Raw genomic sequence first — 26,610 nt, 5'->3', positions numbered from 1 at the left:
TACAGTGCGACACAAAAATCGTTGAGCCTGGCCGGACGAACATGACTTTGTATCTCAGCGTATCGGGCGGCAGTGCTGACACAAAACATTGCGTACGAGCTTGGGCGGCGACACATGCCAGATACGTCGGCGGCGCCCAATGACGTCATGCCTACCGATCAACCCTTGCGCGCAACCCGCGTCTTCTAAAAGGACATTCGATCATGCACGCCCGACTCAAAACGATCGCCACTGTCGGCTCATTTATCGCGTTTGCGCTACTTGCCAGTCTGCTTGCGACGCGCGGCAGCGCGATTACCGCCGCCGAACGCAATCCGCCGGCCGCGCCCCAGATAACCGGCATCGACAAGTGGCTCAACAGCCCGCCGCTCACACTGCCGCAACTGCGCGGCAAGGTCGTGCTGGTCGATTTCTGGACGTATTCGTGTATCAACTGCGTCAACACGCTGCCGTACGTGAAGGGCTGGTACAAGCAATACGGCAATCAGGGACTGGAAGTAATCGGCGTTCACACTCCGGAATACCCGTTCGAGCGCGACGCCGGACACGTGAGCGCGGCACTCAAGAAGTTCGACATTCAATATCCGGTGGCGCTCGACAACCAGTACGCGACGTGGAACGCGTTCAATAACCAGTACTGGCCCGCGCTGTATCTGTTCGACAAGACAGGCCACGTCGTCTACAGCCACTTCGGCGAAGGCGATTATGCACAGACAGAGGCAAAGATTCGCGAGTTGCTGGCGCAACCGGGTTGACGCCATGCGGCGCCGCCGCATTCCGGTATTGACGACGCCAGGTCCGCCTGCGAGCATGCGTCAATCTAAATTAACCAGGCTTGGCGACGGCCCATGCGAGCACCCAATCATCTGAATGCACTGCGCGCTTTCGAGGCGGTCGGCCGGCATCTGAGTTATGTCGCCGCTGCGGAAGAACTGCACGTGACCCCCGCCGCGATCGGCCAGATGATTCGCGGGCTGGAGGAAACGTTGGAGATCGAGCTGTTTCATCGCTCGACGTCGGGCGCGTCGCGGCTCATGCTGACCGACGCGGCCCGCGCGGCCATGCCCGAACTGCAGGCGGGTTTTGAACTGCTCGCAACGGCTGTCGAGCGTTTGAAGGCCAGCAAGGAGCGCATCACGGTGACGGTCACCGTGCCGCCCGCTCTCGCCGACAAGTGGTTCCTGTACCGCGTGGAACGATTTCAGCGCAACTATCCGCGCTACGATCTGCGCATCGACCTGTCGCTCAAACTCGTCGACTTCACCGCCGACAGAGTGGATGCCGGCATTCGCTACGGCACGGGCCAGTGGCCGGACCTTACCGCGACGTTCCTGATGCGCGACGAGTTCTTCCCGGTGTGCAGCCCCGCGCTACTCGCGGGTGAACATCCGCTTAAGACACCCGCCGATCTGAATTACCATCCGTTGATACACGACATATCGATGCGCATGGCTCCCACCTTCCCCACCTGGCGTTCGTGGGTTCAGAAGACGGGTAACGCGGGCGTCGTCGACTGCGACCGCGGGCTGCAAATCAACGACTCCGCCGCCGCGATCCACACTGCGATTTCAGGCAATGGCGTGGCACTCGGCAGAACCTGTCTGGTGGAACGGGACATAGCGGAAGGCCGTCTTGTCCGGCCATTTCCGGAGGCGCAGACTTGCGAACTCGCTTACTACGTGGTCCACCGGAAAGACAACGGCAACGAGCCCGCGGTGGTCGCATTCAAGGAGTGGCTTCTTGCGGAAGCCAGCGCGCGGTAGACGCGTGGCTCAATCGGTCTTGCCGCTCTCGCCGCTTTTCAGCGCTTTCTGCTTGCGGTATTCCTGAACTGGCAAGCCGCCCCAACCCCAGTTTTCCATGTCCACTTCTTCGATCACGACGAACGTGGCTTCAAGCGGCTTGTTCAGCACGTCGAGCAACACGTGGCTGACACCGCTGATCAAGCGCGCTTTCTCGTCGGCGGTGACCGACGATGCGCCTGGCTTCGTTCCCTCGCGCGTAACCTGAATCGTGACGATAGGCATGTCTTCCTCCATGGCAAAGCGGGCGCCGCGGATCGGCGCCCGATGAGTTTCGATGGGTTTAGTGACCGGCGCTCTGGCCGCCGTCCACGTGCAGGATTTCGCCCGTCACGAACGGCGCCGCGTCGAGGTACAGCACAGCCTGCACGATGTCGTCCATTTCGCCCATGTGGCCGACCGGGTGCAGCGCACCAAGCGCTGCGTGCGTTTCAACAGCATGCATCGGCGATTTGATGATGCCAGGCGACACCGCGTTGGCGCGAATCCCCGCTTTTGCATATTCAATGGCGATCGACTTCGTCGCTGAGTTCAGGCCGCCTTTCGTCAACGATGCAAGCACCGAAGGTACGCCGCTAACAGCGTGGTCCGTGAGGCTCGTCGTAATGGTGACGATGTGCCCACTTTGGTGCTTTTCCATTTCGGCAATGGCGAGTTGGGTGATGTTGAAAAAGCCGTCGAGGTTCACGCCTTTCACCAATGCGTAGTCTTCTGCGGTATAGCTGGTGAAAGGCTTCGCGAGAAAGACGCCCGCGTTGTTGACGAGCGTATCGATGCGGCCGAAACGCGCCACACCTTCTGCGATCACTCGCCGCGCGGTGGCCGGGTCGGCGATGTCACCGGCGACCGTGGCGATGTTCGGGTCGTCGAACGGGGTAATGCCGCGCGCCGTTGCGACCACGCGATAACCGCGTTGACGGAATGCCTTGACCAATTCGGCGCCGATGCCTTGCGATGCGCCCGTCACCACTGCGACTTTTTCCGACGTATTCATGTTGTGCTCCAAAGTATTTAGATTCAGATATGAGAGCGTGCTGCCTGCCGTGCTGCCTGGCCGGGTGCCGCTTGCTGAGCGGGTTTTGCAGTGCGCCCTCGGTGACTGAACTATCGGCTTTGCGCGGCCATTGGACAAACGAGAAGATCTGCTGCGGCGGAAAAGAAAAACTACGGCGGCGTCGCGCGTTTCGACGAGGCGCTAGTCGACATCGGACAGCGTAGAGGGGCAAGCCGCGGCGGCCGGGGTCGATTCCGACGCTGACAGCCGTGGCTCGCGTGGCGGGCAGGCACAAGGGATGCGCAATGCAATCCAGCGCTGCGGCCCGCCGGGCGGGCTTAGCCGCCGGTAAACCGGAGCCGCGGAGCGTCATCAAGTTCAATGGCGAGGCGTATATGAACAAGATCTCATCCCACGCGGCGGTGTCGAAAAACCACGGATGGTTGCGTAACGCTTTCACCGTCGGCGTGAACGCAGGCAAGCGTTTCATGTCGGACCGCTGCCCGATGATGGCCGCCAGCGTCGGCTTTTATTCGGCTTTTTCGCTGGCGCCCACGCTCCTCATGGTGCTCGCGGTCGCCGGCTGGTTCTTCGGTGAAGATGCGGCACGCGGACGTCTGTTCGATCAGATGCGCGGCATTCTCGGCAAAGACGCGGCCGAGGCGATGCAGACCATCGTCGAGCACGCGCATCGGGCCAGCGGCGGGGGCATTGCCGCGGTGGTGTCCCTCGTGCTGCTGATCGTCGGCGCATCCGCGACTTTCACTTCATTGAACACCGCGCTCGATGTCGTCCTCGAAGCTGCGAAAGACGCCAAAAGCAAGGGCAGCATCACCTGGCTCGTGCGGACCCGGCTGGTGTCGGTCGGCATGGTGCTCGGCCTCGGCTTTCTGCTCGTCGTATCCCTCGTGCTCGACACCGCGATCACGTATGCAGGCCATGCGATTTTCGGCGATTCGCCATTGGTCGTCGTCACCGCGATCCTGCAAACGGTAATCGGACTTATCGTGCTGGGCGCCGCATTCACCGCGCTTCTCAGATGGATGTCGGATGCGCACGTGGGCTTCATGCACGCCGCGATTGGCGGGATGACGGCGGCAGTATTGTTCTCGGTCGGCCGGCACCTGTTCGGCCTCTACCTCACGCATGCGGGCACAGCCAGTTCGTTCGGCGCAGCGGGCTCGCTCGCGGTGTTGATGATGTGGCTTTACTTCTCCGCAGCGGTGTTTCTGTTCGGCGCGGAAACGACGGCCGAACTCGCGGGACGCAACAAAGTGAAGGACGAAGAGAAGGACCGGCCGTTGTCGGTGGGTGCGGCACGTTCGCGCGGGTGATGGTGCGGTTGCGTCGATGCTTTACCGTGGTGGTGCGTGGGTGCCCGGATCGGTTGTGCATCGAAGCGCGAGGCGGCGTGCGTGCCGTTCGCCCAGCGGCCGCAGTGCCCCCAACTACTGCTGCACCCCCCAGCGCCGCACCGTAACCCGCTCCAGCGTATCGAACGCCAAATGTTCGACCAGCAGTCCGATCACGATCACCGCGGCGAGCCCCGCGAAAACGCGGTCCGTGTACAACTCGTTGCGGTTCTGAAAGATGTACCAACCAAGTCCGCCGTTGCCCGAACTCGCGCCAAACACGAGTTCTGCCGCGATCAGCGTGCGCCAGGCAAATGCCCAGCCTACACGCAAGCCCGCGAGAATCGACGGCAATGCGGCCGGCACCAGAATAAGCAATACATGGCGCATTCCCGTCAGGCCATAGTTGCGTCCGGTCATGCGCAGCGTGGCCGGCACCGATTGAAAGCCCGAATACGTGTTGAGCGCCAGCGGCCACAGCACCGAGTGCACGAGCACGAACAACAGGCTGCCCGTGCCGAGGCCGAACCATAACAATGCAATCGGCAACAGCGCGATGGAAGGCAACGGGTTGAACATCGCGGTCAGCATCGACAGCAAATCGCGCCCCACTCGTGTGGACACCGCAAGCGATGTCAGCACGAACGCAAGCGTCGCGCCCAGCAAATAACCGCGCAGCAGTACCGACATCGACACGGCCGTCTTTTGCAGCAATTCGCCGGACCACACGCCCTGCACGAATGCGCTCAACGTCGCGCCGAACGTGGGCAGCAACAGGTCGTTGTTGACCACGCGCGCCGCAATTTCCCATGCAGCGATCAGCACCAGCGCAATCAGCGTTTTGCGCAACCAGCTCTGCGCGAAAATGCGCCTCGCGAGCGGCAACGGTGCCTCAATGACGAGTTCGCCGAGCGGTTCCAGAGGGCGCTCGTATTCTTCGCGAACCGGCGGCAGTAATGTAGCGGGCGAACTCATTGCACAGCCTCCGTCTCGTTGAACAACAGATGATGGATACGTGCGACGCTGCGCTGGAAATCGCTGCGCCCAAAGCTGTCCTGCGAATACTGATGACTGTTCAATTCCGCACGCACGCGGCCCGGATGCGGCGACAGCAACAGAATTCGGTTGCCCACGACGAGCGCCTCTTCGATTGAATGCGTGACGAAGAGCAGCGTGAAATTCACTTCTTCCCACAGGCGCAGCAGTTCCTCCTGCATCTTGCGGCGCGTCAATGCGTCGAGCGCGGCGAACGGTTCATCCATCAGCAGCACGCGCGGCTGCATGGCGAGAGCCCGCGCGATGGCCACGCGCTGCTTCATTCCGCCCGACAACGTATGCGGATAAGCGTTCGCAAACGCAGCGAGGCCGACTTTCTCCAGATAATGCAGAGCGCGCTCATTGGCCTCCGCGCGAGAGAGCTTCTTCGCAACGCGCAGCGGAAAGGCTACGTTTTGCAGCACTGTCTTCCACGGCGGCAACTGGTCGAACTCCTGGAACACGACAATGCGGTCGGCGCCTGGGCCGCGAACGATCTGACCGTCGAGCGAAATGGTGCCTGACGCCGGCTCGATGAAGCCGCCCACCGCCTTGAGCAGCGTCGACTTGCCGCAACCGGACGGTCCTAGCAGCACGAAGCGGTCGCCGCCGAAGACGTCGAAGCTGACATCGTGCGTCGCGCGGACGATGCGCTCGCGCGTCCGGTATTCGAGGCTGACGTTCTCCACCGCGAGCAGCTTTTCGCTGACGGCGGGCCCGCTGCGCGCCGTGCGGTCGGTGTTGTGCGGAAAGAGAAGCGTAGGATTAGCCACCATCGGATCGCTCCCGAGATGTGGATTGCGCGGAACCGTCAGGCACTCGCTGCATTCCGTCGATGTTGAAAACGCGGCGCGTCATGCTCAACTGCCGGCGGCCGTTGCGGGGTCGTCGAAGAAATAGTCTTTCCACGACTTCGGTTCGTTTTTGATCGCACCCACGCGATACATGAATTGCGCGAGCCCCAATGTATTTTGCGGCGCGATTTTGAACTCAACCTGCGGATTCCTGATGATCTTCAGCAGCAGCGCACGGTCGATTTTCGATTTGTTCGTGCGCACATAAATGTCGGCCGCAGCTTCCGGATTCGCGGCGATGAACCTGGACGCGTCGGCCAGTGCATCGACAAACGCGTGGTAGGTCTTTGGATTGCCTTCGCGGAATTTTTCTGTCGCGTAGAGCACCGTTGCCGAACTTGGCCCGCCGAGCACATCGTAAGAATTCAGCACGATATGCGCCTTCGGGTTCGCTGCGAGCTCCTGATCCTGAAACGGCGGATTGCCGAAATGCCCGCTGATTTCGGTGCCGCCCGCAATGATCGCCGCCGCCGCATCAGGATGCGGCAGTGCCTGTGTGTATTTGTCGAGGCGGTTGTATTCCTTGTCGCCCCACCGCTTCGCCGCGGCATATTGCAACACGCGCGACTGCACCGACACATTCACTGCGGGAACGGCGATGCGGTCTTTGGCGCTGAAATCGGCGATGCTCCTGACGTCCGGATTGTTACTCACCAGGTAGTACGGCAGATTGCCGAGCGAAGCGACGCCCTTCACATTCTGCTTGCCATGCGTGCGGTCCCAGATAGTCAGCAGCGGGCCCACACCGGCGCCTGCAATGTCCACCGCGCCCGACAGCAATGCGTCGTTGACGGCTGCCCCGCCGGAGAGTTGCACCCAGTCCACTTTGATATCGAGGCCTTGCTTGCGGCCTTCCTTCTCGATGAACTGCTGATCGCGCGCAACGTTCAAGAGCAGATAGACAATGCCGAATTGCTCGGCGATACGGATCTGCCCTTCGGCTCGCGCAGGCGCGGCAGCGCTCATGCCGGTCGCGCCGACAGAGACGGCGATCAACGTGGCAGCGAAACGGCGGGCAAGCAACGACTGCGCGGCGGTCGAATGAAACCTGGCAAACATCGGAACTCCGGTCGGCGAGAGGTGTGAATTGTTTGAGTTGTCTGAGTTGTCAGCTGTAGCGCTACGCTCGGCGCGCGAGACGTAATCAGAACGGCACATCGCCTTCGATCGTCGTCCGATAAAGCTTGCGACGCAGATGGTCAGGCGTGCCCGCCGCGAGGTGCATCAATGAGCGGTTGTCCCAGAACACCATGTCGTGTTCGGCCCAGCGGTGCCGGTACACATGCTCGTCACGCACGCTATGCGCGAAGATTTCGTCGAGTAATTGCCTGCTCTCGTCTTCCGGCAAACCGATCACGCGCGTCGTGAAATGTTCGCTCACGAACAGCGCCTTGCGCCCGGTCTCAGGGTGCGTGCGCACAATTGGATGGACCACCGGCTTTACCTGCGCGATCTGCTCCGCGGAGAGATTCGGCCGCCACGGGCTGCGTTTTTGCAACTCGGCGTATTTCGCGAGATAGGTGTGCTCGGCGGACCGCCCTTCCACCGCGCTGCGCAGATGCGCGGGCAGTGTGTCCCACGCAAGGTGCATGTTCGCGAACAGCGTGTCGCCGCCTTCGGCCGGCAATTCCTGCGCGTGCAACAACGAGCCGAGGCTCGGCTTTTCCTTGTACGACAGGTCCGAATGCCAATAGTGGCCGGCGTCGCCAAGGCCGATTGGCTGCCCGTTTTCGACGATATTCGATACCACCAGAACTTCCGGATGGCCAGGCAACTGGAACTGGTGCAGCACGTGGATCTGCAACGGACCAAAGCGGCGGCTAAATGCAATCTGCTCATCCGGTGTGATGCGCTGATCGCGGAACACCAGCACATGATGGTCGAGATGCGCGCGGTGAATGCGCGCGAAGTTCTGCGGGCTGAGCGGCTTGCTGAGATCGAGCCCGAGCACTTCGGCTCCGACGGGGCCGTCGAAAGCGCGAATCTCGATGTGCTGATCGGCGATGGCGCCGCCGGCGTCGTGCGCGGCGATGGGAGCAAAGGCTGTCGTCACGGGAAACTCTTCGTCGTATCTGTTCGCGGAACGCCGTACCGGCGCAGTCAGATGAATGTACCGGCGCACGCGCGCGAGGACAACGAAGCAAATCCGATACGGATATCTGCTGGAGTGATAAACCCGATGTTTCAACGCGCGAGAGCCGCGCGAGAGCCTTTGTTTGCGCGGTGCGTCACAGTCGTCCGGGACGCGGATCGGGCACGAATCCGTTGCGATTCGGCATGGCGACACGCGGCAGCGACGCTGCATCCAGCCGCGTATCGGCGGGAACGATGCCGTTGCGGTTCAGCAGGAACGCGCTGAGCGCATAGACCTCATCGGCGGAAAGGGATTCGGGCGCGTTGTAAGGCATCGCGCGGCGGATATAGTCGAAGAGTGTCGTTGCATAGGGCCAGTAGCTGCCTACGGTGCGCCTCGGCTTTGCGCTCGACAACGTGCCCAAGCCGCCCACCAGCGGATCGCCGAGACCGCCTTCGCCCTGCGCACCGTGGCACGCTGCACATTTCGCGGCGAACACGTGCGCGCCGGTCGCAACATCGCCGCTGCCCGCGGGTAGGCCGCGGCCGTCGGGCGCGACGTCGATGTTCCATGCGGCGATAGCCTGCTCCGTGAGCGGCGTGCCGATGTCGTGCGGCGCGCTTACGTTGCGAGCATCGGGAGCAACCGTTGAACATGCAACGAGCGCCATGATCGACACCAGCGCGACGCACGCTGAACGTACGGAACTACCCGTTGAACGGCGCTCATGCATTGCGCACCTCGCCGCTGGCATCGACGCGCCATTGCTGGATCGCGTTGTAGTGGTACTGCGAATTCAGGCCGCGCGCCGCGACCAGTTCCGCGCGCGTGGGCTGCACGTAGCCCGTGGAATCGGTGGCACGAGAAACGATCGAGGACGGCGCGCCGTCCCAGCGCCAATCCGCCTCGAAGCGCGTCAGCGCGCGATCGCGTGCGACGCTGTCCAGACGCGCCAGCCGCCAGGACGCGCCGCCATCGGTCGACACTTCGACCTTGCGAATGGTGCCGCGCCCCGACCACGCAATGCCGCTGATCGGGTAATAACCACGCGTGGTGAGGCGATGCCCCGGCGACGGCCGGGTAATGACAGACTTCGCGTCCATTTCGAACACGAACTGGCGCGCGCTGCCGTCCGCCAGCAGATTCGTGTATTTCGACGTCTCCTCGCGCGTTTGCAGCGGCGCGTCGACCACTTTCAGCCGCCGCAGCCATTTGACGTTCGTATTGCCCTCGAATCCGGGAACGATGAGCCGCAGCGGATAGCCGTTCTCGGGCCGCAAGCGTTCGCCGTTTTGCGCGTAGACCACGAGCGCGCGATCGAGTATGCGATGGAGCGGCAGGCTGCGCGTCATGGCCGCGGCGTCCGCGCCTTCAGCGAGCAGCCATGGGCCGTCGTTAGTCTTGCCTTGGGTCGACACGCCGCCTACCTCTTCCAGCAACGTGGAAAGACGCACGCCCGTCCATTCGCAACACGACAACAGGCCGTGAGTCAGTTGTACGGGCAGACCGCTCGGACCGTTCCACTCGCTGCCGGTGTTGCCGGAACATTCGAGAAAGTGGATTCGCGACTCCGCGGGCAGGCGCAGCAGATCGTCCATTGTGAACAGCTTCGGCGTGCGCACGAGGCCATGAATCGCGAGGCGGTGCTGATCTGGATTGATGTCGGGCACGCCACCATGATGACGTTCGTAGACGAGCCCGTTGGGTGTAATGGTGCCGAAAAGATCGGCGAGCGGCGTCATCGACGAGGCCGCGCCGGGCAGCGGCCATGCGCGTGCGCTGCGGCGCACCACTTCGGCCTCGCGCGGCGACGGCACGCCATAGGGATGATCGAGTACGGGCGCGCCGGGCGTGCGGCTAGACGGTGCGACTTCGAGCGGCCGCAGCAGCTCGCCAGCGGCCGCAGCTTGCGACGCAACCAGACCGCCTGCGGCGAGACGGCCCAGCAGCCGGCGGCGGCTACGCGATGGCGGCAGATCGGGCGACGTTTTGCTTGAGGTCATTGCGGCAGCGGCGCTTCATGAAGAAGTCGACGATGCTAGCAATGCACGCCGCCGCGGCCAAACGATCAATCGTGATATGCATTGCAGCGAACGCTGCCGTGGCCGCTCTACGCCACCGCGGCAGGCGACGCCATCACGAGGTTGCGCAACGTGAGCCTCGCTTCCAACCCACCGCCAGCGCGGTTGTGGAGCTCAAGCGTTGCATCCATGGCGAGCGCCAGTTGCCGCGCAATTGCGAGACCAAGTCCGGTTCCGCCGGTCTGGCGGTTACGCGACGCTTCGAGCCGGTAGAACGGCTGGAATACATCTTCGAGCGAATCGGCCGGTATGCCGGGACCGCGGTCGAGGACGGCAACGCTCGCCTGTCCACCAGGCAACATCGCCACCTCGATCTCCGCGCTGCCGCCGAACTTCAGAGCGTTATCCACCAGATTGCCGACGATACGCCGCAGCGCCTGCGGGCGCGTCATGAGCGGCATGCCGAAGCGGCCCTCCAACGACACCGCCTGCCCGGCGTCGACATAATCGCAAACCAGACTGTCGAACAGCGCATCCGGGTCGATACGGCACGGCAATTCCGTTGCGCCGTGCAAAGTGCGCGCATAGGTGACGCCCTCTTTCACGAGCGCTTCCATTTCCTGTAAATCCTGGCGCAGTTTGATGCCTTCGGATTCGGCGTCCATCATGTCGACGCGCAAACGCATGCGCGTGATCGGCGTTTGCAGGTCGTGCGAAATGGCCGCGAGAATCTGCATGCGCTCGGTAACGTACATCGCGATGCGTTCCTGCATCGCATTGAATGCCCGCGCCGCGCGCGCGACCTCGGACGGCCCGCTTTCGCTCAGGCGCGCAGCCTTGAGATCCGGGCCGAGCGCGTCGGCGGCGACCGCCAGATCGTGCAGCGGGCGCGTGGCCGTGCGCACGGCCAGCCAGCAGCAGCCAAGCAGCACGACGAGTTGCAGCAGCAACACGAGCGGCAGCCAGCGCGATAACGGCGCGCCGGACATAGGGCGCATGTCGATGGTGAGCGGCGTGCCGTCGGTGAGCTTCAAGTGAACCTGCAGCCGTTCGCGGTCGCCCGGAACCGCATTCACCGTGAGCGGATAGTTGGTGCCTATGCCCTCGTCGATAGACCGCGCGACACGCGCCGACAGATTGGCGTCCACCGGCCCACCGCTCACGCCCGGCCCAAGCATGAATTCGTAGCTGCGCCGCGCGAGACGCGGCAGCCACTGCGCACGTTCGTTAGCGGGCAGATGGTCGAGCAGCGCGACAGAACTCGCGACCTCACGCTCGATGTAGCCCATCATCACGTTCGTCATGGTCTGGTCGCGCTCGGTCATGGTGAGCCAGAACGACAACGCCTGCGCAGAGGCGAGCCCGAAGAACAGGATCACCGTCAACCTTGCGAAGAGCGTGCGCGGCCAGTGCAGCGACGAAATAAGGCTCATTGCTGATCCTCGATCGCACTGACGGACGCCGAGAACACATAGCCCTCGCTGCGCAGCGTCTTGATGTAACGCGGTTCGCGCGCGACGTCGCGCAAGCGCTGACGCAGGCGGCTCACCATCAGGTCGATCGAGCGGTCGAATTGATCAGCCTGACGGCCTTGCGTCAGATTGAGCAACTGGTCGCGCGTCAACACGCGCTGTGGATTATCCAGAAACACGCGCAGCAGACGGTATTCGGCGCCGCTTAGCGCGACCATCGTGCCCTCGGAGTCGAGCAGATGACGCGCCGTGGTGTCGAGCCGCCAGTCGCCGAATTCCAGCATTTGCGCAGTCTCCGTTACCTGCATGCCGGGCGGCAGCATGCGCGCGCGGCGCAGCACGGCGCGAATGCGCGCGAGCAGTTCGCGCACGGCAAACGGCTTCGGCAGATAGTCGTCGGCGCCCATTTCCAGACCCAGGATGCGGTCCGCTTCCTCGTTGCGCGCTGTCAGCATCAGCACGGGCACCGTGCGGAACTTGCTCGCGCGCAACTCGCGGCACAGCACGAGGCCGTCTTCGCCGGGCATCATCAGATCGAGCACGATCAGGTCCGGCGCGCCTTGATCCAGCACGGCCCGCATCTGTCGTCCGTTGGCGGCAAGCGAAACGCGCATGCCGTTCTTTTCCAGGTAGCCGGCGATCAGTTCGCGGATTCCGCGATCGTCGTCGACGATCAGTACGTGGTCGATCGTGTCCATCAATGGATCATCTCTTTTGACGTTTCACCTGCACCCGGCTCGTACACAGCATTGAACACTGCACCGGATGCGCCCATTCCGCAGCCATGCCGCCCGCGATGAACGCGATGATTGCCAGCAGCCGCCTCATGCGTCCTCCACGACGGAAAGACTGGCGCCGTCGGAAAGACCGGCATCCAGCGTATACGGATCGACGCCTTCCAGGCAACCGATATTGACGCGCCAGAGCTTCGGATCCTTGCGCGTTTGATGAAACGGATAAATACCGCAGTGCTTGCAGAAGAAATGCTTCGCCACGCGCGTGTTGAACTGGTACAGCGTCAGCGCATCCTCGCCTTGCTTGATCGTCAACTGGTCAGCCGTGAACGGCGGGGTCATCAGCGCGCCCTTGCGCCGGCACAAGCTGCAATTGCAGCGCGCCGCGGGCGAGACCGGCGTGTTCACTTCGAATTTGACAGCCCCGCAGTGGCAGCTTCCTTTCAGCAAATGGGTGTTCATGCGGACTCTCCTGATAGGGGAATGTCTGCTTTATAGCGCGCGGAGAGCGGCGATTTATGTCGCAATGTATCCGGGCCAGCGCCTGACACATAACATTGCACCGACGCCCGTGGCGGCCCCGCGGCGTCGCGGTTCGGTCAGACAAAAAACTCATCCACGGGCGCATCCGCGAACAGGTTAGAGAGCCGGACGATCGCCAGATAGCGTCATGCGCTAAATCTCACTGCACGGGCGGCGGCTTTGTATCGCAGTGTATATGCGGCTTCACGCGATACACAGCATTGCAATACGCCGCTTTGCTGACACAAGCCAGATACCCGCCGCCGTTCTAATGCCTCAACGACGGAACACGGGCAGCGCTCCTGACGCAGTCTTACCGGCATTGCCGGAACTGCAGCGCGCTTCCCGGTTCACGGGCGCTTTTTACTTTATCTCTTACGGAGCACGACATGAAAGTATCCACGATCGCTTTGGCTTTGGCCCTTTCCGCTACCACTCTTTCCGCTTTTGCCGCCAATCCTTCCGCGGTTGCGATGAGCAATGTTGACGCGCAGCAAACGCACCAGTGGACGCCGACGCAAACTGCGGCGAAAAGCCGTGCCGAAGTGCGTCAGGAACTGGCTCGCGCGACGAAAAGCGGTGAGATCGCTTCACTCAACAAGCTTTATCAGGGCAGCTAAGCGTCGGACTCGAGATCAACCTGTTCCCACCACCTATTAAGCGAACTCCAATCATGAACTCATCAACCAAGGTGCTGTACACCGGCAAGACCCATACCACCGGCGGACGCGATGGCGCATCGCGCAGCTCGGACGGCAGGCTCGACGTCAAGCTCGGCTCGCCCGGCGCGTCGGCGACCGGCACGAATCCGGAACAGATGCTGGCTGCCGGATGGTCCGCGTGCTTCATCGGCGCAATGGGGCTCGCCGCGAAGAAGCTGCAAGTCGCGCTGCCGGCAGACACCGCCGTCGACGCCGAAATCGATCTGGCGATGAACGACAGCGGCTATTTCCTGCAAGCGCGGCTGAACGTCAGCCTGCCCGGAATCGACCGCGAGACCGCTCAGGCGATTACCGATACCGCACATCAAACGTGCCCGTATTCGAAGGCGACTCGCGGCAATATCGACGTTGTCATCGCGATCGTTTGAAACTGCCCGCAGTAACGTAGCGCCGCGGCGCCGCCACTTTTACGGGTGCGGCGTCGTTATTTTTGCGCGGTCGTGAAGCGATAATGCTTGCACCATCACCTGGTCGAGCATGAGGGAATCGCCATGGACCGAATCGACGCGATGAAAGTATTCATCGCCACGCTGGACGAAGGCAGTCTTGCGGGCGCGGCCCGCCGGCTAGGCCGCTCGCCCGCGGCCGTGAGCCGTGCGATTGCGTTCCTCGAAGCACATACGGACACGGCACTGCTGCATCGTACGACACGCAGCATCAAGCTCAGCGAAGCGGGCAAGCGTTATGCGTCCGCCTGCCGGCGCATCCTGACCGACCTCGAAGAAGCGGACATGCTCGTCGCGCACGAACGCTCGGCGCCGCGCGGTCTGCTGACGGTGACCGCGCCCGTCGCCGCGGGCGAAGAGTTACTGCGGCCAATCGTCGACGAATTCATCGAACGCTTTCCCGCGGTATCGATCCGGCTTCAGCTGCTCGACCGGCCGGTGAGCTTGATCGACGAAGGAATCGACGTGGCGCTGCGCATCGCGCATCTTGCCGATTCGACGCTCGTCGCGGTCCCGGTGGGTGAAGTGAGGCGCGTCGTGGCTGCTTCGCCCAGGTACCTCGCAAGGCATCCGCGCATCAAGGTCCCCGCCGATCTCGCACAGCATCAGATTATTTCGATGACGCACTTCGGCGTCGACTCATGGACCTTTCCCACGTCGAGCGGCTCGCCGATACCGCAGGTCGTTCAGTTCACTCCGCGCTTCATCGTCAATACGATTCGTGCGGCCGTCGCGTCGGCGGCGGCCGGTCACGGGGTCACGCGCATGTTCCTGTATCACGTCGCCGAGGAAGTCAAAAAGGGATCGCTGAAGATCGTCCTGCCCGACAGCGAACAGGCGCCGCTGCCGGTTCATCTGCTTACGCCGCATGGGCGGCTTTCGGTTCCGAAGGTGCGTGCATTCGTCGACTTTGCCGCGCCACGTCTGCGTAAGCACTTCAAGGTACTCGGCAGCGTCACGGGTCCCGATTGAACCGTCCGGCGGAAGAATATCTTCCGCGTGCCGTGGATTCTCGCGCGATGCGATGCAATCTAGACTGACTGTACTCAGACAGGTCGGATCATCGCGCAGAGGACGACATGAACCAGGCAGCCAGCTCCCCATTCCCTTCCGGACTGCAGTCCGCGCGGCCGGGCTACGCCGAACGCAACGAAAGCTACTGGCGGCGCAATCTGGTTGTCTGCGTGTTCGGATCGTTCACCACACTCGTGAGCTTGAGCATGTTGCTGCCGTTCCTGCCGTTGTATGTGCAGCAACTCGGCGTGTCATCGCAGTCGGCAATCATCGAATGGTCGGGCATCGCGTTCGGCGCGACGTTCCTCGGAACCGCCGTTACCGCGCCGCTGTGGGGACGGCTTGCCGATCGTTACGGCCGCAAGCCGATGCTGGTCCGCGCCGCCGTGGGCATGGCCGTGGTCATGTCGCTGATCGGCGTCGCGCATACCGTGCATCAACTTGTCGCGCTGAGGTTGATTGCGGGACTCGTCGGCGGTTATGCGTCCGCGTCTACCGTTATGGTCGGCACTCAGGTGCCGCGCGAGCGCGCGGGCTGGGCGCTGGGCATTTTATCGACCGGCGCGCTGGCCGGCAGTCTGATCGGCCCTCTGGTCGGCGGCGTGTTGCCGGCGTGGCTCGGCATTCGCGGCACGTTTTTCGCCGGAGGAGCCATGATCGCGGTCGCGGCCCTGCTGACCATCTTCGTCGTCAAAGAAGATTTTCATCCTGCCGACGCCGCCGCCCGCAAGACCACCAGCGCGGCGCCGCCTGCCCGTCGCACGAACTACGCGATCGTCACCGCGCTGCTCGCCACCGCGATGATGGTGCTGCTCGCCAACATGTCGATCGAACCGATCATCACCGTCTACATTGGCGGGCTCGGCGTGGCGCCCGGGAACATTACTCGTATCGCCGGTGTGGTCATGGCGTGTTCCGCGCTGGGCAGCATATTGACGGCGGCCCGGCTTGGCGCACTCGCCGACCGCATCGGCAGTTGGAACGTGATTGTCGCATGCCTGGTCGTGACCGGTATCGCGATGATTCCGCAAGCCTTCGTCACGCAATGGTGGCAACTCGCCGGCTTGCGATTGTTGATGGGTATGAGCCTCGCCGGTCTTCTGCCGGCCATCTCAAAGCTTGCAAGGCACTCCGTCGACGAAAGCAAAACCGGCCAGATGCTCGGCTATCTGCAGTCCGCGCAATTCAGCGGCCAGGTGATCGGGCCGGTGATCGGCGGGCAGATCGGCGTGTACCTGGGATTGCATTCGGTGTTCTTCGTCACGGGCAGCTTGCTGATTGCCTGCGCCGGTCTCGCGCAATGGGCGCGCAAGCAGCAACACGGCTGAATGCCAACGCGGTAGCCGGACGGCTAACATTCGTTTTCGACACGCTCACGAGAGCCGCATTGATCGCTGTGTCGCGATCAATGCGGCTCTTTAATTCGCGACCCCGCCGCTGTTCTCATCTCCAACTACGCCGAATTCCACGGCTGTCTTCACGTAGAACAGATGCACGCCCTCGGCCCGCAGGCGTTCGAACAATCGGCCGGATTCTTCGGTCGTCACCGCCATCACGATCGACAAAGGCTGGTCCGCCAGTTCGAAAAAGTGCGACGAGTGCACGCGGCGATGGTGGCCGATACCCTCGCTTGCCGGTATCACGGTCGCGCCGCGCAAGCCGAGTTCGCCGGCCAGATGGACGAGCCAGTCGGCAACCGGCTTGCCGCGATGACGGCGATCGTGCTGTGTGAAAAACGTGATCTGGTAACCGTTCATGTCGATGTCTCCCCGGCGCCGTGCGATACCGTTCAAGCCACTGCGAGAAAGCGATGCCGGCTGGCGTGTGCGCCGGCGCTCATCGGGCACGGACGCCGGTCGTCCGCGCCGCCGGTGCCGACTGTGCCGCCCGCATCGCACTGAGCCGCATCCGGCGCCGGCCACGCGTCGGCGCCTACCAGCGGAACGAAACTTACCTCGCCGAGCGTGCTGCTGTGATAGTCGTCTTTGCCGCGGCGAACCAGTTTGACGAGCCGTTGATAATGCAGTTCACGGCCAACCGGCATGACGATCCGGCCGCCGATAGCCAACTGGTTGCGCCATGCAGCGGGAATATGCGGCCCGCCCGCCGCCGCAATGATCGCGTCGTACGGCGCGTGTTCCGCGAGGCCTGTCGTCGCGTCGCCAAGATGAACCGTCACATTGGATATATTCAGCCGCGCGAGAATGTCGCGGGCCGTCTCAACGAGTTCCGCGTGTCGCTCGATGGAATAAACATGCGCGGCAATCGTCGCCGCGACGGCAGCTGCATAGCCGGAACCCGTGCCCACGTCGAGCACGATGTCGCCGGGCTGCAGTTCCGCGGCCTCGATCATGGTCGCGACAATGGCCGGCTGGGAAATGGTCTGGTCGTTGCCGATGGGCAGGGGTCTGTCCTCGTACGCCAGATCCCGAACATAATCCGGCACGAAAGCCTCGCGCGGTACCGCGCGCATTGCGGCCAGCACCTGCGGATCGCGAATGCCGCGCCGGACGATCTGCCGCTCGACCATCCGTTCGCGCGCTTCGTTGAAATCGGTCATCGCCACCTCCCGTCGTGAGCCGGCGCCCGCCTGGTCGTATGCCGCATTGCAGCAGATCGCCGCTTTGCAGCACGTCTTCCGGATGCAACGAACGACACGTCACAAGCGGATACGGGACCTGTATTCAGTCTACGCGCAGATGGCGCCGGACAAAATCGGGTGGTGTCGGTGCTCAGTCGACGATCTCGGGTTCGACGAGTTTCGCGAGTTGCATCAGCGATTCCTGCCAGCCGAGGTAGCACATTTCGACGGGAATGACCTCGGGCACGCCTTCTTGCAGAATCGAGACCTCGGTCCCGCACGACACCCGGCGGAATGTGATCGTCGCGGACATCTTGCCCGGCAGGTTCGGGTCGTCGAAGTGATCCGTGTAGCGGATTTTCTCGGACGGCACGAGTTCGAGATACTCGCCGCCGAACGAGTGGCTATTGCCGCTGCCGAAATTGCGGAACGACATCTTGTAGGTACCGCCCACGCGCCCTTCGTAATGGTGGACCTGACAAGTAAAGCCATACGGAGGCAGCCATTTCGCCAGTGCGTCCGGTTCGAGGAACGCGCGATAGACGCGTTCCGCAGGCGCGCGCAATACACGGTGGAGTCGGATGGTTCCAGTAGTCATGGTCAGCCTTTCAGTTGAGAAGTTGGACACACTGATACGACGATCCGACTACGGGGAAATCGACATGACTCGATAAAGAACATGCAGCGGCTCGCTGCGAGCTGGCTCGCAGCCAATTGTCGGACCATCGGCCGAGGTGGAGAACTGCGGTTGCCGACGAAGTGCAGCAAAAGCCGACCGCGCGCGCTAGATGCGCGGCAGGTCGTCAATGCATTTTTCGATGTGGCCGTCCGGAACGTCGGTGTCGATCCCGTCGTGCCCGCTGGTATGAGCGACGGCGACGATTTTCGGCCCGAGAAAGCGCGTGCCGCCGAGCGTAAAGAGAGACCAGACGGCGTCGCCGCGACGGATAGCGGCCACGACCTGAGGCACCTCGACAATCGAAGTGGGAGACAGCCAGCTCCGTGTTGCCGGATCGACAGCCGCCCAGCGCACGTGCGTGATGCGGTCGGTCGAAGGGTCGATACGCACAGCGTCGATACCGAAAGTAGCCATGACATTTACCCCCACGCACACAGGCGAAGACCATCGCACCATCATCGTCCAACGCGTTGACCGACGCAAGCGGCAGCGCGCCGGCGCTTTCGCCGTGCGCCGGATATCGACGCATCACCCGCAAGCCGTCGGATTTGGACCCATGTGCCGACAGGTAAGCAGCATTCTTCGGTTGAGGCCGTATCGGGCTGCCCGGCTATCCATCCGACACAGCGGGAACGGTCGTTGCGTGACCAGTTGAGTGACCAATCCCAAGGCGGCTCCCTTAGCAGCAAATGCGCCGACCGTGGCATTGAAAGGGTAAGATTGAGTGATCCCACCAGTCACGAAAGGTTCACGTGCTCAGCAAGCATGCATCCAATGTCAGCTTGACGGAGCATCTGGCTTCGTTCGTACGGAAAGAAATCAATAAAGGCCGCTACGGCACCGTGAGTGAAGTCGTGGGTGTCGGTTCGTGCTTGCTGAAACAGGACGTTGCACGTCGTGCAGTGTCCGGCAGCGGCAACGGCGCAGTGCGCACAACGCATATTGAGCGCACCCACGGCCGTAGCGAGGCATGAACCAAGGAGAAACCATGGCGCCAGCCACCGACTTCCCCATTGTCGGCGTGGGAGCCTCTGCTGGCGCAGTAGAGGCCCTGGAAGGCTTTTTTCGCGGCTTGCCTCAAAAGCCGGGCCTCGCCTGCGTGATCGTCACGCACCTGAGTCCGGACCGCGAAAGCATGCTGCCTGAGATCGTGGCGCGCTTTACCGATATGCCGGTGCACGCCATCACCGACGGCATGCGAATCCAGAATGACAACGTCTATCTGCTGCCTAGCGATGCCGTCGTGAGCGTGGCAAACCGGACGCTTCATGTTCAGGAACAGGACAGGAGCCGGCGCGAGCGCAAACCCATCGACATTTTCCTGAGCACGCTTGCTGCCGACGTCGGCGAACTCTCTGCCGGCGTGATCCTTTCCGGCGCTGACACAGACGGCACGCTGGGGATCAAGGCGATCAAGGAACGCGGCGGACTTACCCTTGCCCAGGCTAGCGACGGCTACGGTCCGCACCATGCGGACATGCCCAGAAGCGCTATCGCGACAGGCCTTGTCGATTTCGCGGTGCCTGCCGAAGAAATGGGCGGCAAGCTGGTCAACTTCGCAGCGGGAGCCTTCGTGCTCGACGGGCTCGAAACGCTCGACGAACGCGCTGCGGGCCCGGCCGGCGAAGGCGACGCGAGCGACTTCAACGAAGCCCGCAACGCGATCTACGCGATCCTGCGCAATCAGGTGGGGCACGACTTTAGCGGCTATAAGATCAAGACGTTCTTGCGCCGCGTACAGCGGCGCATGCAGGTGCTTGAAATACAGACTCCGGACGCCTATGTGGCGCGACTCGCCGGGGAACCGGAAGAAGTCGCCGCGCTTTTTCGCGACCTGCTGATCAACGTCACCAGCTTTTTCCGCGATGCACCGGCTTTCGAGACGCTTGCCGAGATGGTGCTTCCAAAGTTGCTCGACGGACGCGGCGCCGAGGACACCGTGCGTGTGTGGGTGCCGGGCTGTGCGACCGGTGAGGAAGTCTATTCGATCGCCATACTTTTGCGCGAGCAGATGGAGGGCCGCGCCACCGCGCCGCAAGTGCAGATTTTCGCGACCGACATTGACGACGGCGCGCTCGGCGTCGCGCGCGCGGCACGCTATCCGCTGCCGCTGCTCGAAGGTGTCTCGGAAGAACGGCGGCGGCGCTTCTTCGTTGAAGACGGCAGCAGCTACGTGCTTTCGAAGGAAGTGCGGGACCTGTGTATTTTCTCGCCGCATAGCGTGATTCGCGACCCGCCTTTTTCGCGCATCGATCTGGTCTCGTGCCGCAATCTCCTAATTTACTTTGGCAGTGAAATCCAGAACCAGGTGATCCCGACATTTCACTACGCGTTGCGTCCGGACGGCTATCTGTTTCTCGGCACGTCGGAAAACGTCAGCCAGTTCGACGAACTCTTTACGCCCGTCGACAAGAAGCACCGAATTTTCCGGCGCAGGGCCGACGTCGCGCCGCAACTTCGTTTGCCTCTCACCATATCGGCGCTGAGGATCGGGCAGATTGCTTCACTCACGCCGACGCGTCCTTCGCTGGGTAGCGCGGGGCTGCGGCACGTGGTCGACAACCACATGCTCGAGCGGTTCACCCCGCCGCACGTGCTGGTCACGCGCGAGGGCGACGTCGTGTATTACTCGGGCCGCACGGGCAAGTACCTGGAGCCCGCTCCCGGTGTGCCGACGCGGCAACTCTTCGCCTTGGCGCGCAAGGGGCTCAGCCTCGATCTGCGCTCGGTGTTTCGCGAAGCTGTCGAGTCGGGCCGCACGGTTACGCGTGCAGGCGTGGTGGTCGAGGGCGAAGGCGGTCGCGTGCAGATCATCAGCCTGACGGTCGAACCGCTGAGCGAGCAGGTGCACGGCGAGCACATGTATCTCGTTGTCTTCGAGGACCAGGGCCCGGGGCTCGCGCGCGAGGAGGCGCTTGCACGCGCTCAGTCCATGCATGACGGCACGGCCGTGCAGTTCGAAAAGGAGTTGCGCGACACGCGCGAACGCCTGCAATCGATGATCGAAGAATACGAAACGGCGCTGGAGGAACTCAAATCGTCGAACGAGGAACTCGTATCGGTCAACGAGGAACTGCAGTCGTCGAACGAAGAACTCGAGGCGTCGAAGGAAGAACTGGTTTCGCTCAACGAGGAACTGCACACCGTCAATCTCGAACTGAACGGCAAGATCGACGCGCTCGACCGCTCCAACAGCGACCTGCAAAACCTGTTCGAGAGCACCTCGGTTGCGACCGTTTTTCTCGACCGCAATCTGGTCATTCGCTCGTTTACGCCGGCAATGGGCGGCATCTTTCATATTCGCCCCATTGACCGCGGGCGCCCTATCACGGAGCTCGTCAGCCGTCTCGACCTGCCCGGACTGGAGCTCGATATCGAAGCTGTCTTCAATACGAACCAGCCGAGAGAGCGCCAGGTAAGCGGGAAAGACGGTCTTTCGCATTTTCTCGTGCGCCTCGCCCCCTATCGCAATGGCGACCGGCAAACCGACGGTGTGGTTATCGCCTTCGTCGAGATAACGGGCATGGTGCATGCGGAAGAACGTCAGGAGGTTCTGATTGCGGAACTGCAACACCGCACGCGTAATCTGCTGGCGGTCATCCAGTCAATCGCGCAACAAACGCTCGCAGGCGATCCGGCGCTCGACACGTTCACGAGCCGCCTTGCGGCGCTTGGTCGTCTACAGGGGCTAATCGGCGACGCAAACGGCAATCTGATCGACCTCCGGGAGATCGTGCGCCTCGAACTGGATGCGCTCGGCGTGGCCGACAGCGAGCGCATCGAACTGCGCGGGCCCGTCGTGCCGCTGGGTTTTCGGAACGTGCAGACAATTGCACTCGTGCTGCACGAACTGGCGACAAACGCGGTGAAGTACGGCGCACTCAGGGACAAGGAGGCGCGGCTCGCGGTGCGCTGGCGCGTCGAAACGCAATTGCCGGGCGCTGCGTCGCTGGTGTTCGACTGGATCGAAAGCGGCTTGCGTGTCGCTCCGGACAGCACGAGGACCGGCTTCGGCCGGCAATTGATCGAAAAGGCGCTGCAGTTCACTCTCGGCGCAAAGACGGCGCTCCTGTTCAATGCGGACGGCGTCTCGTGTCATATCGAAATACCGATGCCTGCGGTTCATTAGCGGCAGCGGTCAAAAGGGGTTGAACATGGGGTTCGCAAACGTGCTCACAGGTCAAAGGATCATGGTGGTCGAAGACGACTACCTGGTCGCGCTTGCGCTCTCCACTGTGCTGGAAGGCGCTGGAGCAAGCGTTGTGGGACCGATTTCGGGAGCGCGCGAAGCTGTCACGTTGGTCGAGGAAGGCAACGAACACATCGACGCGGCGATTCTCGACGTCGATCTGAATGGTGAACCGTCGTATCCGGTGGCGGACGCGCTCGCATCGAGACATATACGGTTTGTTTTCGCGACAGGCTATGGAATCGACGCGGTCGATGCACGCTATCGTCACTATCCGCGCTGTCAGAAACCGTTCGATCATCACGCGCTCTTCAAGGCGCTAAGCGCAAGCGGATGACTGCCCTCGCCTATCGCGGCCGGGCGCTAATGGCGGTGGCGGTGGTGAATATCGGGAAAATGCGCATGCGAATGCGTGACCGGCAGGTGGACGTGCGGATGAGTATGCGGCTCGTCGCCGGAATAAGGAAAGTCGTGCTCATGCCGATGATGTTCATCATGACGATGCCGGTGCGTGTGTTCAAGTCGCTCATGACTATGGCGATGCTCGTGCCTTTCCCGCACGTGCAGCCAGATTCCCAGCGCCATCAGAAGAGCGGCGGCTGAGAAAGACAGATCGGGCAGCGCAGGCCAGATGATCAGTGCCAGCATCACGCCGAATAGCGGTGCGACCGAAAAGTAAGCGCCAGTACGCGCCGTACCGAGATGGCGCAGAGCGACGACGAACAACACGAGGCTAACGCCGTAACCGGCCAGCCCGGTCAGCATGGCCGCCGCCACGGTTCCAGCAGATGGAAGCGAAGCGCCGGCGGCGATCGCAATCGCGAGATTCACCGGACCGGCCACGAGGCCCTTGACGCATGCGATCACCATTGCGTCGTTTGCAGCGACCTTGCGGGTGAGATTGTTGTCGATAGCCCAGCACAGACACGCGCCGACAATCACCAGTGCCCCGACAGGTATGCGCGTCGATCCCGGATGCCACGACAGAATCATGCCCCCCGCGACGATCGCCGCCATGCCGAGGAAGACCTGAACGTCGACATTCTCGCGGAAGATCACCCAGGCAATTACAGCGGTTAATACGCCTTCGAGGTTCAATAACAATGAACTCGTGGCCGCCGGCGTGCTCGATAGTCCCAGCATCAGCAACGCCGGACCCGCCACGCCGCCCGTTGCAATCGCCCCAAGAAGCCAAGGCAGCTCGCCTTTATTGAGGCGATGGCCGGTGCTCGGGCGCGAGCCGGGCGACATCAGTGAACGCCACGCGATACCCAAACCGAGCCCGGCTCCGCTGCCCAGATAAAACAGTCCTGCCAGCATGAACGGATCGACTGATCCAAGCAACGCTTTGGCCAACGGCGTGGCGGCGCCAAATAGCGCAGCGGCGGTGAGAGCGACGCATATCGCGCCTTGTCCGGATTTCACGATCTGACCTTTGAATCGTTGCGAAACGCTGATGGGCTCGCACATGCCAAGCTGTTGTGAAAGCGCCCGCATTCAATGCGCCCGTGCACCTCGTGCCTCCGATTATGCTGCGCTTTTCTGTGCGCAGCCAGGATCGGGCACTTGCCCGCAGCGACCCGCTTGGCAATCCGCTGCCGGGCAGTGCAAGAACCGATTTCCGTTGGAACTTTGAAGTCTGGCGTCGGTTTCCTAAAGTAGCGGGATTTTTCTCCAAATCCTTGGATTTTTACGTCCCTCGAACTACTCTCAAAGCACTATGGAATGGGGACGAGACTCAAACCTCTATCCTGTTTATCTACGTTCCCGAATCCGGCGCGGGTTGGGTGTTGGGTCGCGCACAGCCTACAAACCTTGGCGTAATATTCAAAACTCGGGTATCAAAGGCACTGCCGCCTGCGTGCACGGCATACGTGTAAATCGACGATACGAATTGCTTGACCAACGGGCTTTGACCTACCTGCTCCTTCTGGAACGTGTGCCCGAGATTGTGGACGTGCGGGAATCTTGGCCGATCCTCGATATCAATAGCACACTGCGACTATGCTCTGAGTTTGGCGTATCGCATCCCAAGCATGACATTTTTCCGGAGCCAATCAGTCTTGACTTTCTCATTACGGAGACAGCTTCCGAAGGGGTCACTTTTCGAGCCGTCGCGTTAGTAGAGAACCCCGCTCGGATTACCGTGAGGAACCAACGACTTAAGCAAGTCGCGCAACAGTGGTGCGACGAACACGGCATCGGCTGGAGTTTGGTCGGGACGTCAGCGCTAGATAGAACAGTGCTCGATTCACTGCGCTTCATTCGCGGTTGGTATCGACACAGGGTGGCACCGGATTCCGAGATCGCCTTCAAGTTCGCCAAGCTTTTCATGGATCACTATCAGAACAACCTCGTTCTCAGCGAAGTGGTCGACTTAGCACGCAAAGGTCTCCAAATTCGCCCGGACACCGCACTTGATCTTTTTCGCTATTGCGCGTGGTGTCGCCTCATTCCCATTGCTCTGACAGGGCGGATCGCGAAAAACTGCCCCGTCGTTTTGCGCCGTGTCAATAATGACTGACTTCCAACCACGTCCTATATCACATCCGCGACCCGGAATGGTCTTGCGCGTGATAAAGGACGGTCACGCCCAGTTTCTGCGTCTCACTCACGTCTTCGATGAATGTGTGTACGCAATGTGGATTGGAGAGCCCAATGAAGCGCGAACCGCGCGACGTCCCCGCAGATTTAGCCTTGTCGAAATAGATGGCTTGATGAAACAACCCCACGCAACTTGGGGCCGACTCTGCCTCCCGTCTGCGCTACTTGCTGTTCCAGATAACGACTCGAATGCTTCGAAGACAATGGAGTATCTTTGGCAATTAATCAAGCCTCTAAGGAAGGTCTGCACAACATGTTTTCATGTGCGCCGATCTTTTTTCACGTTGGGCGTATCGGCCGCAGAGTCTGCCAGCAGGTTGATCGTGCGGCTTTTGAAGCATGATGACCTTCGTTTGCCGAGATTCACGGCCTGATGCGCCGGGCGTTTCACGCTTTGTTTAAAGCCTTGCGCGCCATCCAGAGGTTGCCCAGCGCAAACAGTGTCGTGATCTGCGCGGTGTTCTTCACCAATCCTCGGTAGCGGGTCTTCGTGTAACCAAACTGCTGCTTGAGCACGCGAAACGGATGTTCAACCTTGGCGCGCACGCCAGCCTTCAGGCGCTCAATCTGGTTGTATATCGCGTCCAGACGATTGGTCAGGTCCAGTTGTCGACGCTTGCCCGGTCGCATCGCGACATGCCAGCGTACCGGGTTCGCCTGACATCGCTTTTCTATACCCTGATATCCGGCGTCAGCGTACACATCCTTTTCCTGGCCGTGCAACAACGCTTCGGCCGCATTGATGTCGTGCACGTTGGCTGCCGTACCAATGACGGTGTGGACCAGCCCCGACTCTGCGTCCACGCCGATGTGCGCTTTCATCCCGAAGTACCATTGATTCCCTTTCTTCGTCTGATGCATCTCCGGGTCCCGTTTGCCAGAGCCGTTCTTTGTCGAACTCGGTGCGCTAATCAAGGTCGCATCGACCGCTGACCCTGCCTTCAACATCAAGCCTTTTTCACTCAGGATCTCATTGACCAGGGCGAGCATCTGCGCGGCCAGTCCGTGCGTTTCGAGAAGGTGGCGGAACCGCAGAATCGTGCTTTCGTCTGGCAAACGCGTCATACCTTCGTCCAGCCCCGCAAACTCACGGTACAGCGGCACGTCATAAAGCGCCTCTTCCATCGCCGGGTCCGAAAGCCCAAACCACTGCTGCATGAAGTGAATCTGCAGCATCGTCGCAACCGGAAACGGCGGCCTTCCAGTCTTACCCTTCGGATAGTGCGGTTCGATCAACGCAATCAACCTCGACCATGGCACAACGCGCCTCATCTCATCGAGAAATTCCCGCTTGCGCGTGCGTTTCGTTGAAAGATCCAGGCCAAGACCGAGCTGTGTCATCGAGGAACTCCTTTAATTCCCGTTCTTCCAGGATAGGACAACCAGACTTCGACGCCAGGACTTTTGCAGACCATCCCTAATACTCAAATTTCGTATACCGTCTAACCTTGGACGGCAGAAATTTACCAACCTTATCAAAGAGCACGCCAACCTGAAACAGTGCAGCCCGACCAC

Annotated in this window: 28 protein-coding genes; 11 read left to right on the top strand and 17 right to left on the bottom strand. The window is 61.6% G+C overall.

From position 1 onward, the window contains the following. The first annotated feature begins 203 nt into the window (after nucleotides 1-203). On the top strand, nucleotides 204-755 hold the full coding sequence (locus OH764_RS19535; protein ID WP_498850403.1) for a thioredoxin family protein: 552 nt from the start codon (nucleotides 204-206) through the stop codon (nucleotides 753-755). Between the two features lie 93 nt (nucleotides 756-848). Beyond that, entirely contained in the window at nucleotides 849-1,763 is a 915-nt protein-coding gene (locus OH764_RS19530; protein ID WP_498850402.1) for a LysR family transcriptional regulator, read from the top strand. A 9-nt stretch (nucleotides 1,764-1,772) separates the two neighbouring features. Here the strand turns inward: OH764_RS19530 and OH764_RS19525 are convergent, their stop codons facing one another. Together OH764_RS19525 and OH764_RS19520 are read right to left on the bottom strand one after the other, a co-directional pair. Continuing rightward, on the bottom strand, nucleotides 1,773-2,027 hold the full coding sequence (locus OH764_RS19525; RefSeq protein WP_027777491.1) for a tautomerase family protein: 255 nt from the start codon (nucleotides 2,025-2,027) through the stop codon (nucleotides 1,773-1,775). Between the two features lie 58 nt (nucleotides 2,028-2,085). Further along, a complete protein-coding gene (locus tag OH764_RS19520; RefSeq protein ID WP_020068118.1) occupies nucleotides 2,086-2,796 on the bottom strand; it encodes an SDR family NAD(P)-dependent oxidoreductase in 711 nt (236 codons plus the stop codon). A 395-nt stretch (nucleotides 2,797-3,191) separates the two neighbouring features. On the opposite strand from OH764_RS19520, the gene OH764_RS19515 reads away from it, so the two are divergent. Then, entirely contained in the window at nucleotides 3,192-4,130 is a 939-nt protein-coding gene (locus OH764_RS19515) for a YihY/virulence factor BrkB family protein (protein WP_498850401.1), read from the top strand. A 114-nt stretch (nucleotides 4,131-4,244) separates the two neighbouring features. Here the strand turns inward: OH764_RS19515 and OH764_RS19510 are convergent, their stop codons facing one another. From OH764_RS19510 to OH764_RS19470, 9 genes are all read right to left on the bottom strand, one after another. After that, nucleotides 4,245-5,123, bottom strand: a complete 879-nt coding sequence (locus OH764_RS19510; RefSeq protein WP_498850400.1) for an ABC transporter permease — start codon at nucleotides 5,121-5,123, stop codon at nucleotides 4,245-4,247. Beyond that, nucleotides 5,120-5,959 (bottom strand): ABC transporter ATP-binding protein, encoded by an 840-nt coding sequence (locus OH764_RS19505; protein ID WP_498850399.1) that lies wholly within the window; start codon nucleotides 5,957-5,959, stop codon nucleotides 5,120-5,122. The genes OH764_RS19510 and OH764_RS19505 overlap by 4 nt, the downstream gene beginning before the upstream one ends. Nucleotides 5,960-6,043: 84 nt before the next feature. Next, nucleotides 6,044-7,096 carry an ABC transporter substrate-binding protein gene (locus tag OH764_RS19500; protein ID WP_498850398.1) on the bottom strand — a complete coding sequence of 351 codons (1,053 nt, stop codon included), beginning with the start codon at nucleotides 7,094-7,096 and terminating at the stop codon, nucleotides 6,044-6,046. Between the two features lie 85 nt (nucleotides 7,097-7,181). Continuing rightward, nucleotides 7,182-8,090, bottom strand: a complete 909-nt coding sequence (locus OH764_RS19495) for a TauD/TfdA dioxygenase family protein (RefSeq protein ID WP_498850397.1) — start codon at nucleotides 8,088-8,090, stop codon at nucleotides 7,182-7,184. 175 nt (nucleotides 8,091-8,265) lie between these two features. Continuing rightward, nucleotides 8,266-8,844 (bottom strand): c-type cytochrome, encoded by a 579-nt coding sequence (locus OH764_RS19490; protein ID WP_498850396.1) that lies wholly within the window; start codon nucleotides 8,842-8,844, stop codon nucleotides 8,266-8,268. Continuing rightward, a complete protein-coding gene (soxC, locus tag OH764_RS19485; RefSeq protein WP_498850395.1) occupies nucleotides 8,837-10,114 on the bottom strand; it encodes a sulfite dehydrogenase in 1,278 nt (425 codons plus the stop codon). The genes OH764_RS19490 and soxC overlap by 8 nt, the downstream gene beginning before the upstream one ends. A gap of 107 nt (nucleotides 10,115-10,221) precedes the next feature. Continuing rightward, nucleotides 10,222-11,565 carry a two-component system sensor histidine kinase family protein gene (locus OH764_RS19480; RefSeq protein WP_498850394.1) on the bottom strand — a complete coding sequence of 448 codons (1,344 nt, stop codon included), beginning with the start codon at nucleotides 11,563-11,565 and terminating at the stop codon, nucleotides 10,222-10,224. Continuing rightward, nucleotides 11,562-12,302 (bottom strand): response regulator, encoded by a 741-nt coding sequence (locus tag OH764_RS19475; protein ID WP_020068109.1) that lies wholly within the window; start codon nucleotides 12,300-12,302, stop codon nucleotides 11,562-11,564. Before OH764_RS19475 ends, OH764_RS19480 begins: the two co-directional genes overlap by 4 nt. A gap of 126 nt (nucleotides 12,303-12,428) precedes the next feature. Next, nucleotides 12,429-12,800 carry a GFA family protein gene (locus tag OH764_RS19470; protein ID WP_498850393.1) on the bottom strand — a complete coding sequence of 124 codons (372 nt, stop codon included), beginning with the start codon at nucleotides 12,798-12,800 and terminating at the stop codon, nucleotides 12,429-12,431. A 449-nt stretch (nucleotides 12,801-13,249) separates the two neighbouring features. On the opposite strand from OH764_RS19470, the gene OH764_RS19465 reads away from it, so the two are divergent. The 4 genes from OH764_RS19465 to OH764_RS19450 all read left to right on the top strand — a co-directional run bounded on the left by OH764_RS19465 (nucleotide 13,250) and on the right by OH764_RS19450 (nucleotide 16,370). Further along, nucleotides 13,250-13,480, top strand: coding sequence for a DUF4148 domain-containing protein (locus OH764_RS19465; RefSeq protein WP_498850392.1), 231 nt, complete (start codon nucleotides 13,250-13,252; stop codon nucleotides 13,478-13,480). A 53-nt stretch (nucleotides 13,481-13,533) separates the two neighbouring features. Then, nucleotides 13,534-13,950 carry an organic hydroperoxide resistance protein gene (locus OH764_RS19460; RefSeq protein ID WP_114200133.1) on the top strand — a complete coding sequence of 139 codons (417 nt, stop codon included), beginning with the start codon at nucleotides 13,534-13,536 and terminating at the stop codon, nucleotides 13,948-13,950. 123 nt (nucleotides 13,951-14,073) lie between these two features. Then, complete coding sequence (locus OH764_RS19455; RefSeq protein WP_498850391.1) at nucleotides 14,074-15,000, top strand: LysR family transcriptional regulator; 927 nt, start codon at nucleotides 14,074-14,076, stop codon at nucleotides 14,998-15,000. 107 nt (nucleotides 15,001-15,107) lie between these two features. Next, nucleotides 15,108-16,370, top strand: a complete 1,263-nt coding sequence (locus OH764_RS19450) for an MFS transporter (protein WP_498850390.1) — start codon at nucleotides 15,108-15,110, stop codon at nucleotides 16,368-16,370. A 90-nt stretch (nucleotides 16,371-16,460) separates the two neighbouring features. Here the strand turns inward: OH764_RS19450 and OH764_RS19445 are convergent, their stop codons facing one another. From OH764_RS19445 to OH764_RS19430, 4 genes are all read right to left on the bottom strand, one after another. Further along, the gene (locus OH764_RS19445) at nucleotides 16,461-16,799 is read right to left on the bottom strand and encodes a DUF190 domain-containing protein (RefSeq protein ID WP_020068102.1); all 339 of its coding nucleotides are present in this window, start codon (nucleotides 16,797-16,799) and stop codon (nucleotides 16,461-16,463) included. A 32-nt stretch (nucleotides 16,800-16,831) separates the two neighbouring features. Beyond that, on the bottom strand, nucleotides 16,832-17,602 hold the full coding sequence (locus OH764_RS19440; protein WP_498850389.1) for a protein-L-isoaspartate O-methyltransferase family protein: 771 nt from the start codon (nucleotides 17,600-17,602) through the stop codon (nucleotides 16,832-16,834). Nucleotides 17,603-17,774: 172 nt separating this feature from the next. After that, on the bottom strand, nucleotides 17,775-18,221 hold the full coding sequence (locus tag OH764_RS19435; RefSeq protein WP_110404297.1) for an SRPBCC family protein: 447 nt from the start codon (nucleotides 18,219-18,221) through the stop codon (nucleotides 17,775-17,777). A 186-nt stretch (nucleotides 18,222-18,407) separates the two neighbouring features. Next, nucleotides 18,408-18,716, bottom strand: a complete 309-nt coding sequence (locus tag OH764_RS19430) for a hypothetical protein (RefSeq protein WP_020068099.1) — start codon at nucleotides 18,714-18,716, stop codon at nucleotides 18,408-18,410. Nucleotides 18,717-19,054: 338 nt separating this feature from the next. Between OH764_RS19430 and OH764_RS19425 the strand changes: the two genes are divergently transcribed. The 3 genes from OH764_RS19425 to OH764_RS19415 are packed head-to-tail and all read left to right on the top strand — an operon-like array spanning nucleotide 19,055 to nucleotide 22,828. Continuing rightward, nucleotides 19,055-19,276: a type II toxin-antitoxin system ParD family antitoxin gene (locus OH764_RS19425; RefSeq protein WP_498850388.1), complete on the top strand. Its 222-nt coding sequence runs from the start codon at nucleotides 19,055-19,057 to the stop codon at nucleotides 19,274-19,276. Nucleotides 19,277-19,290: 14 nt separating this feature from the next. Next, nucleotides 19,291-22,431, top strand: a complete 3,141-nt coding sequence (locus OH764_RS19420; RefSeq protein WP_498850387.1) for a CheR family methyltransferase — start codon at nucleotides 19,291-19,293, stop codon at nucleotides 22,429-22,431. Between the two features lie 25 nt (nucleotides 22,432-22,456). After that, nucleotides 22,457-22,828, top strand: coding sequence for a response regulator (locus OH764_RS19415; protein ID WP_020068096.1), 372 nt, complete (start codon nucleotides 22,457-22,459; stop codon nucleotides 22,826-22,828). A gap of 26 nt (nucleotides 22,829-22,854) precedes the next feature. On the opposite strand, the gene OH764_RS19410 is transcribed toward OH764_RS19415, so the two are convergent. Beyond that, nucleotides 22,855-23,961 carry a DMT family transporter gene (locus tag OH764_RS19410; protein ID WP_498850386.1) on the bottom strand — a complete coding sequence of 369 codons (1,107 nt, stop codon included), beginning with the start codon at nucleotides 23,959-23,961 and terminating at the stop codon, nucleotides 22,855-22,857. A gap of 442 nt (nucleotides 23,962-24,403) precedes the next feature. Here OH764_RS19410 and OH764_RS19405 point away from each other — a divergent pair, with 442 nt between their 5' ends. After that, on the top strand, nucleotides 24,404-25,015 hold the full coding sequence (locus OH764_RS19405; protein ID WP_498850385.1) for a PDDEXK family nuclease: 612 nt from the start codon (nucleotides 24,404-24,406) through the stop codon (nucleotides 25,013-25,015). Between the two features lie 467 nt (nucleotides 25,016-25,482). Here the strand turns inward: OH764_RS19405 and OH764_RS19400 are convergent, their stop codons facing one another. After that, nucleotides 25,483-26,436, bottom strand: coding sequence for an IS5 family transposase (locus OH764_RS19400; protein ID WP_498847679.1), 954 nt, complete (start codon nucleotides 26,434-26,436; stop codon nucleotides 25,483-25,485). Between the last annotated feature and the right edge of the window lie 174 nt (nucleotides 26,437-26,610).

Origin of the sequence: Burkholderia sp. M6-3, from assembly GCF_050858985.1 — a bacterium.
Taxonomy (GTDB): domain Bacteria; phylum Pseudomonadota; class Gammaproteobacteria; order Burkholderiales; family Burkholderiaceae; genus Paraburkholderia; species Paraburkholderia caledonica.
The sequence above is the reverse complement of the archived record's forward strand: the minus strand, read 5'-3'. Positions and strand labels throughout refer to the sequence as shown.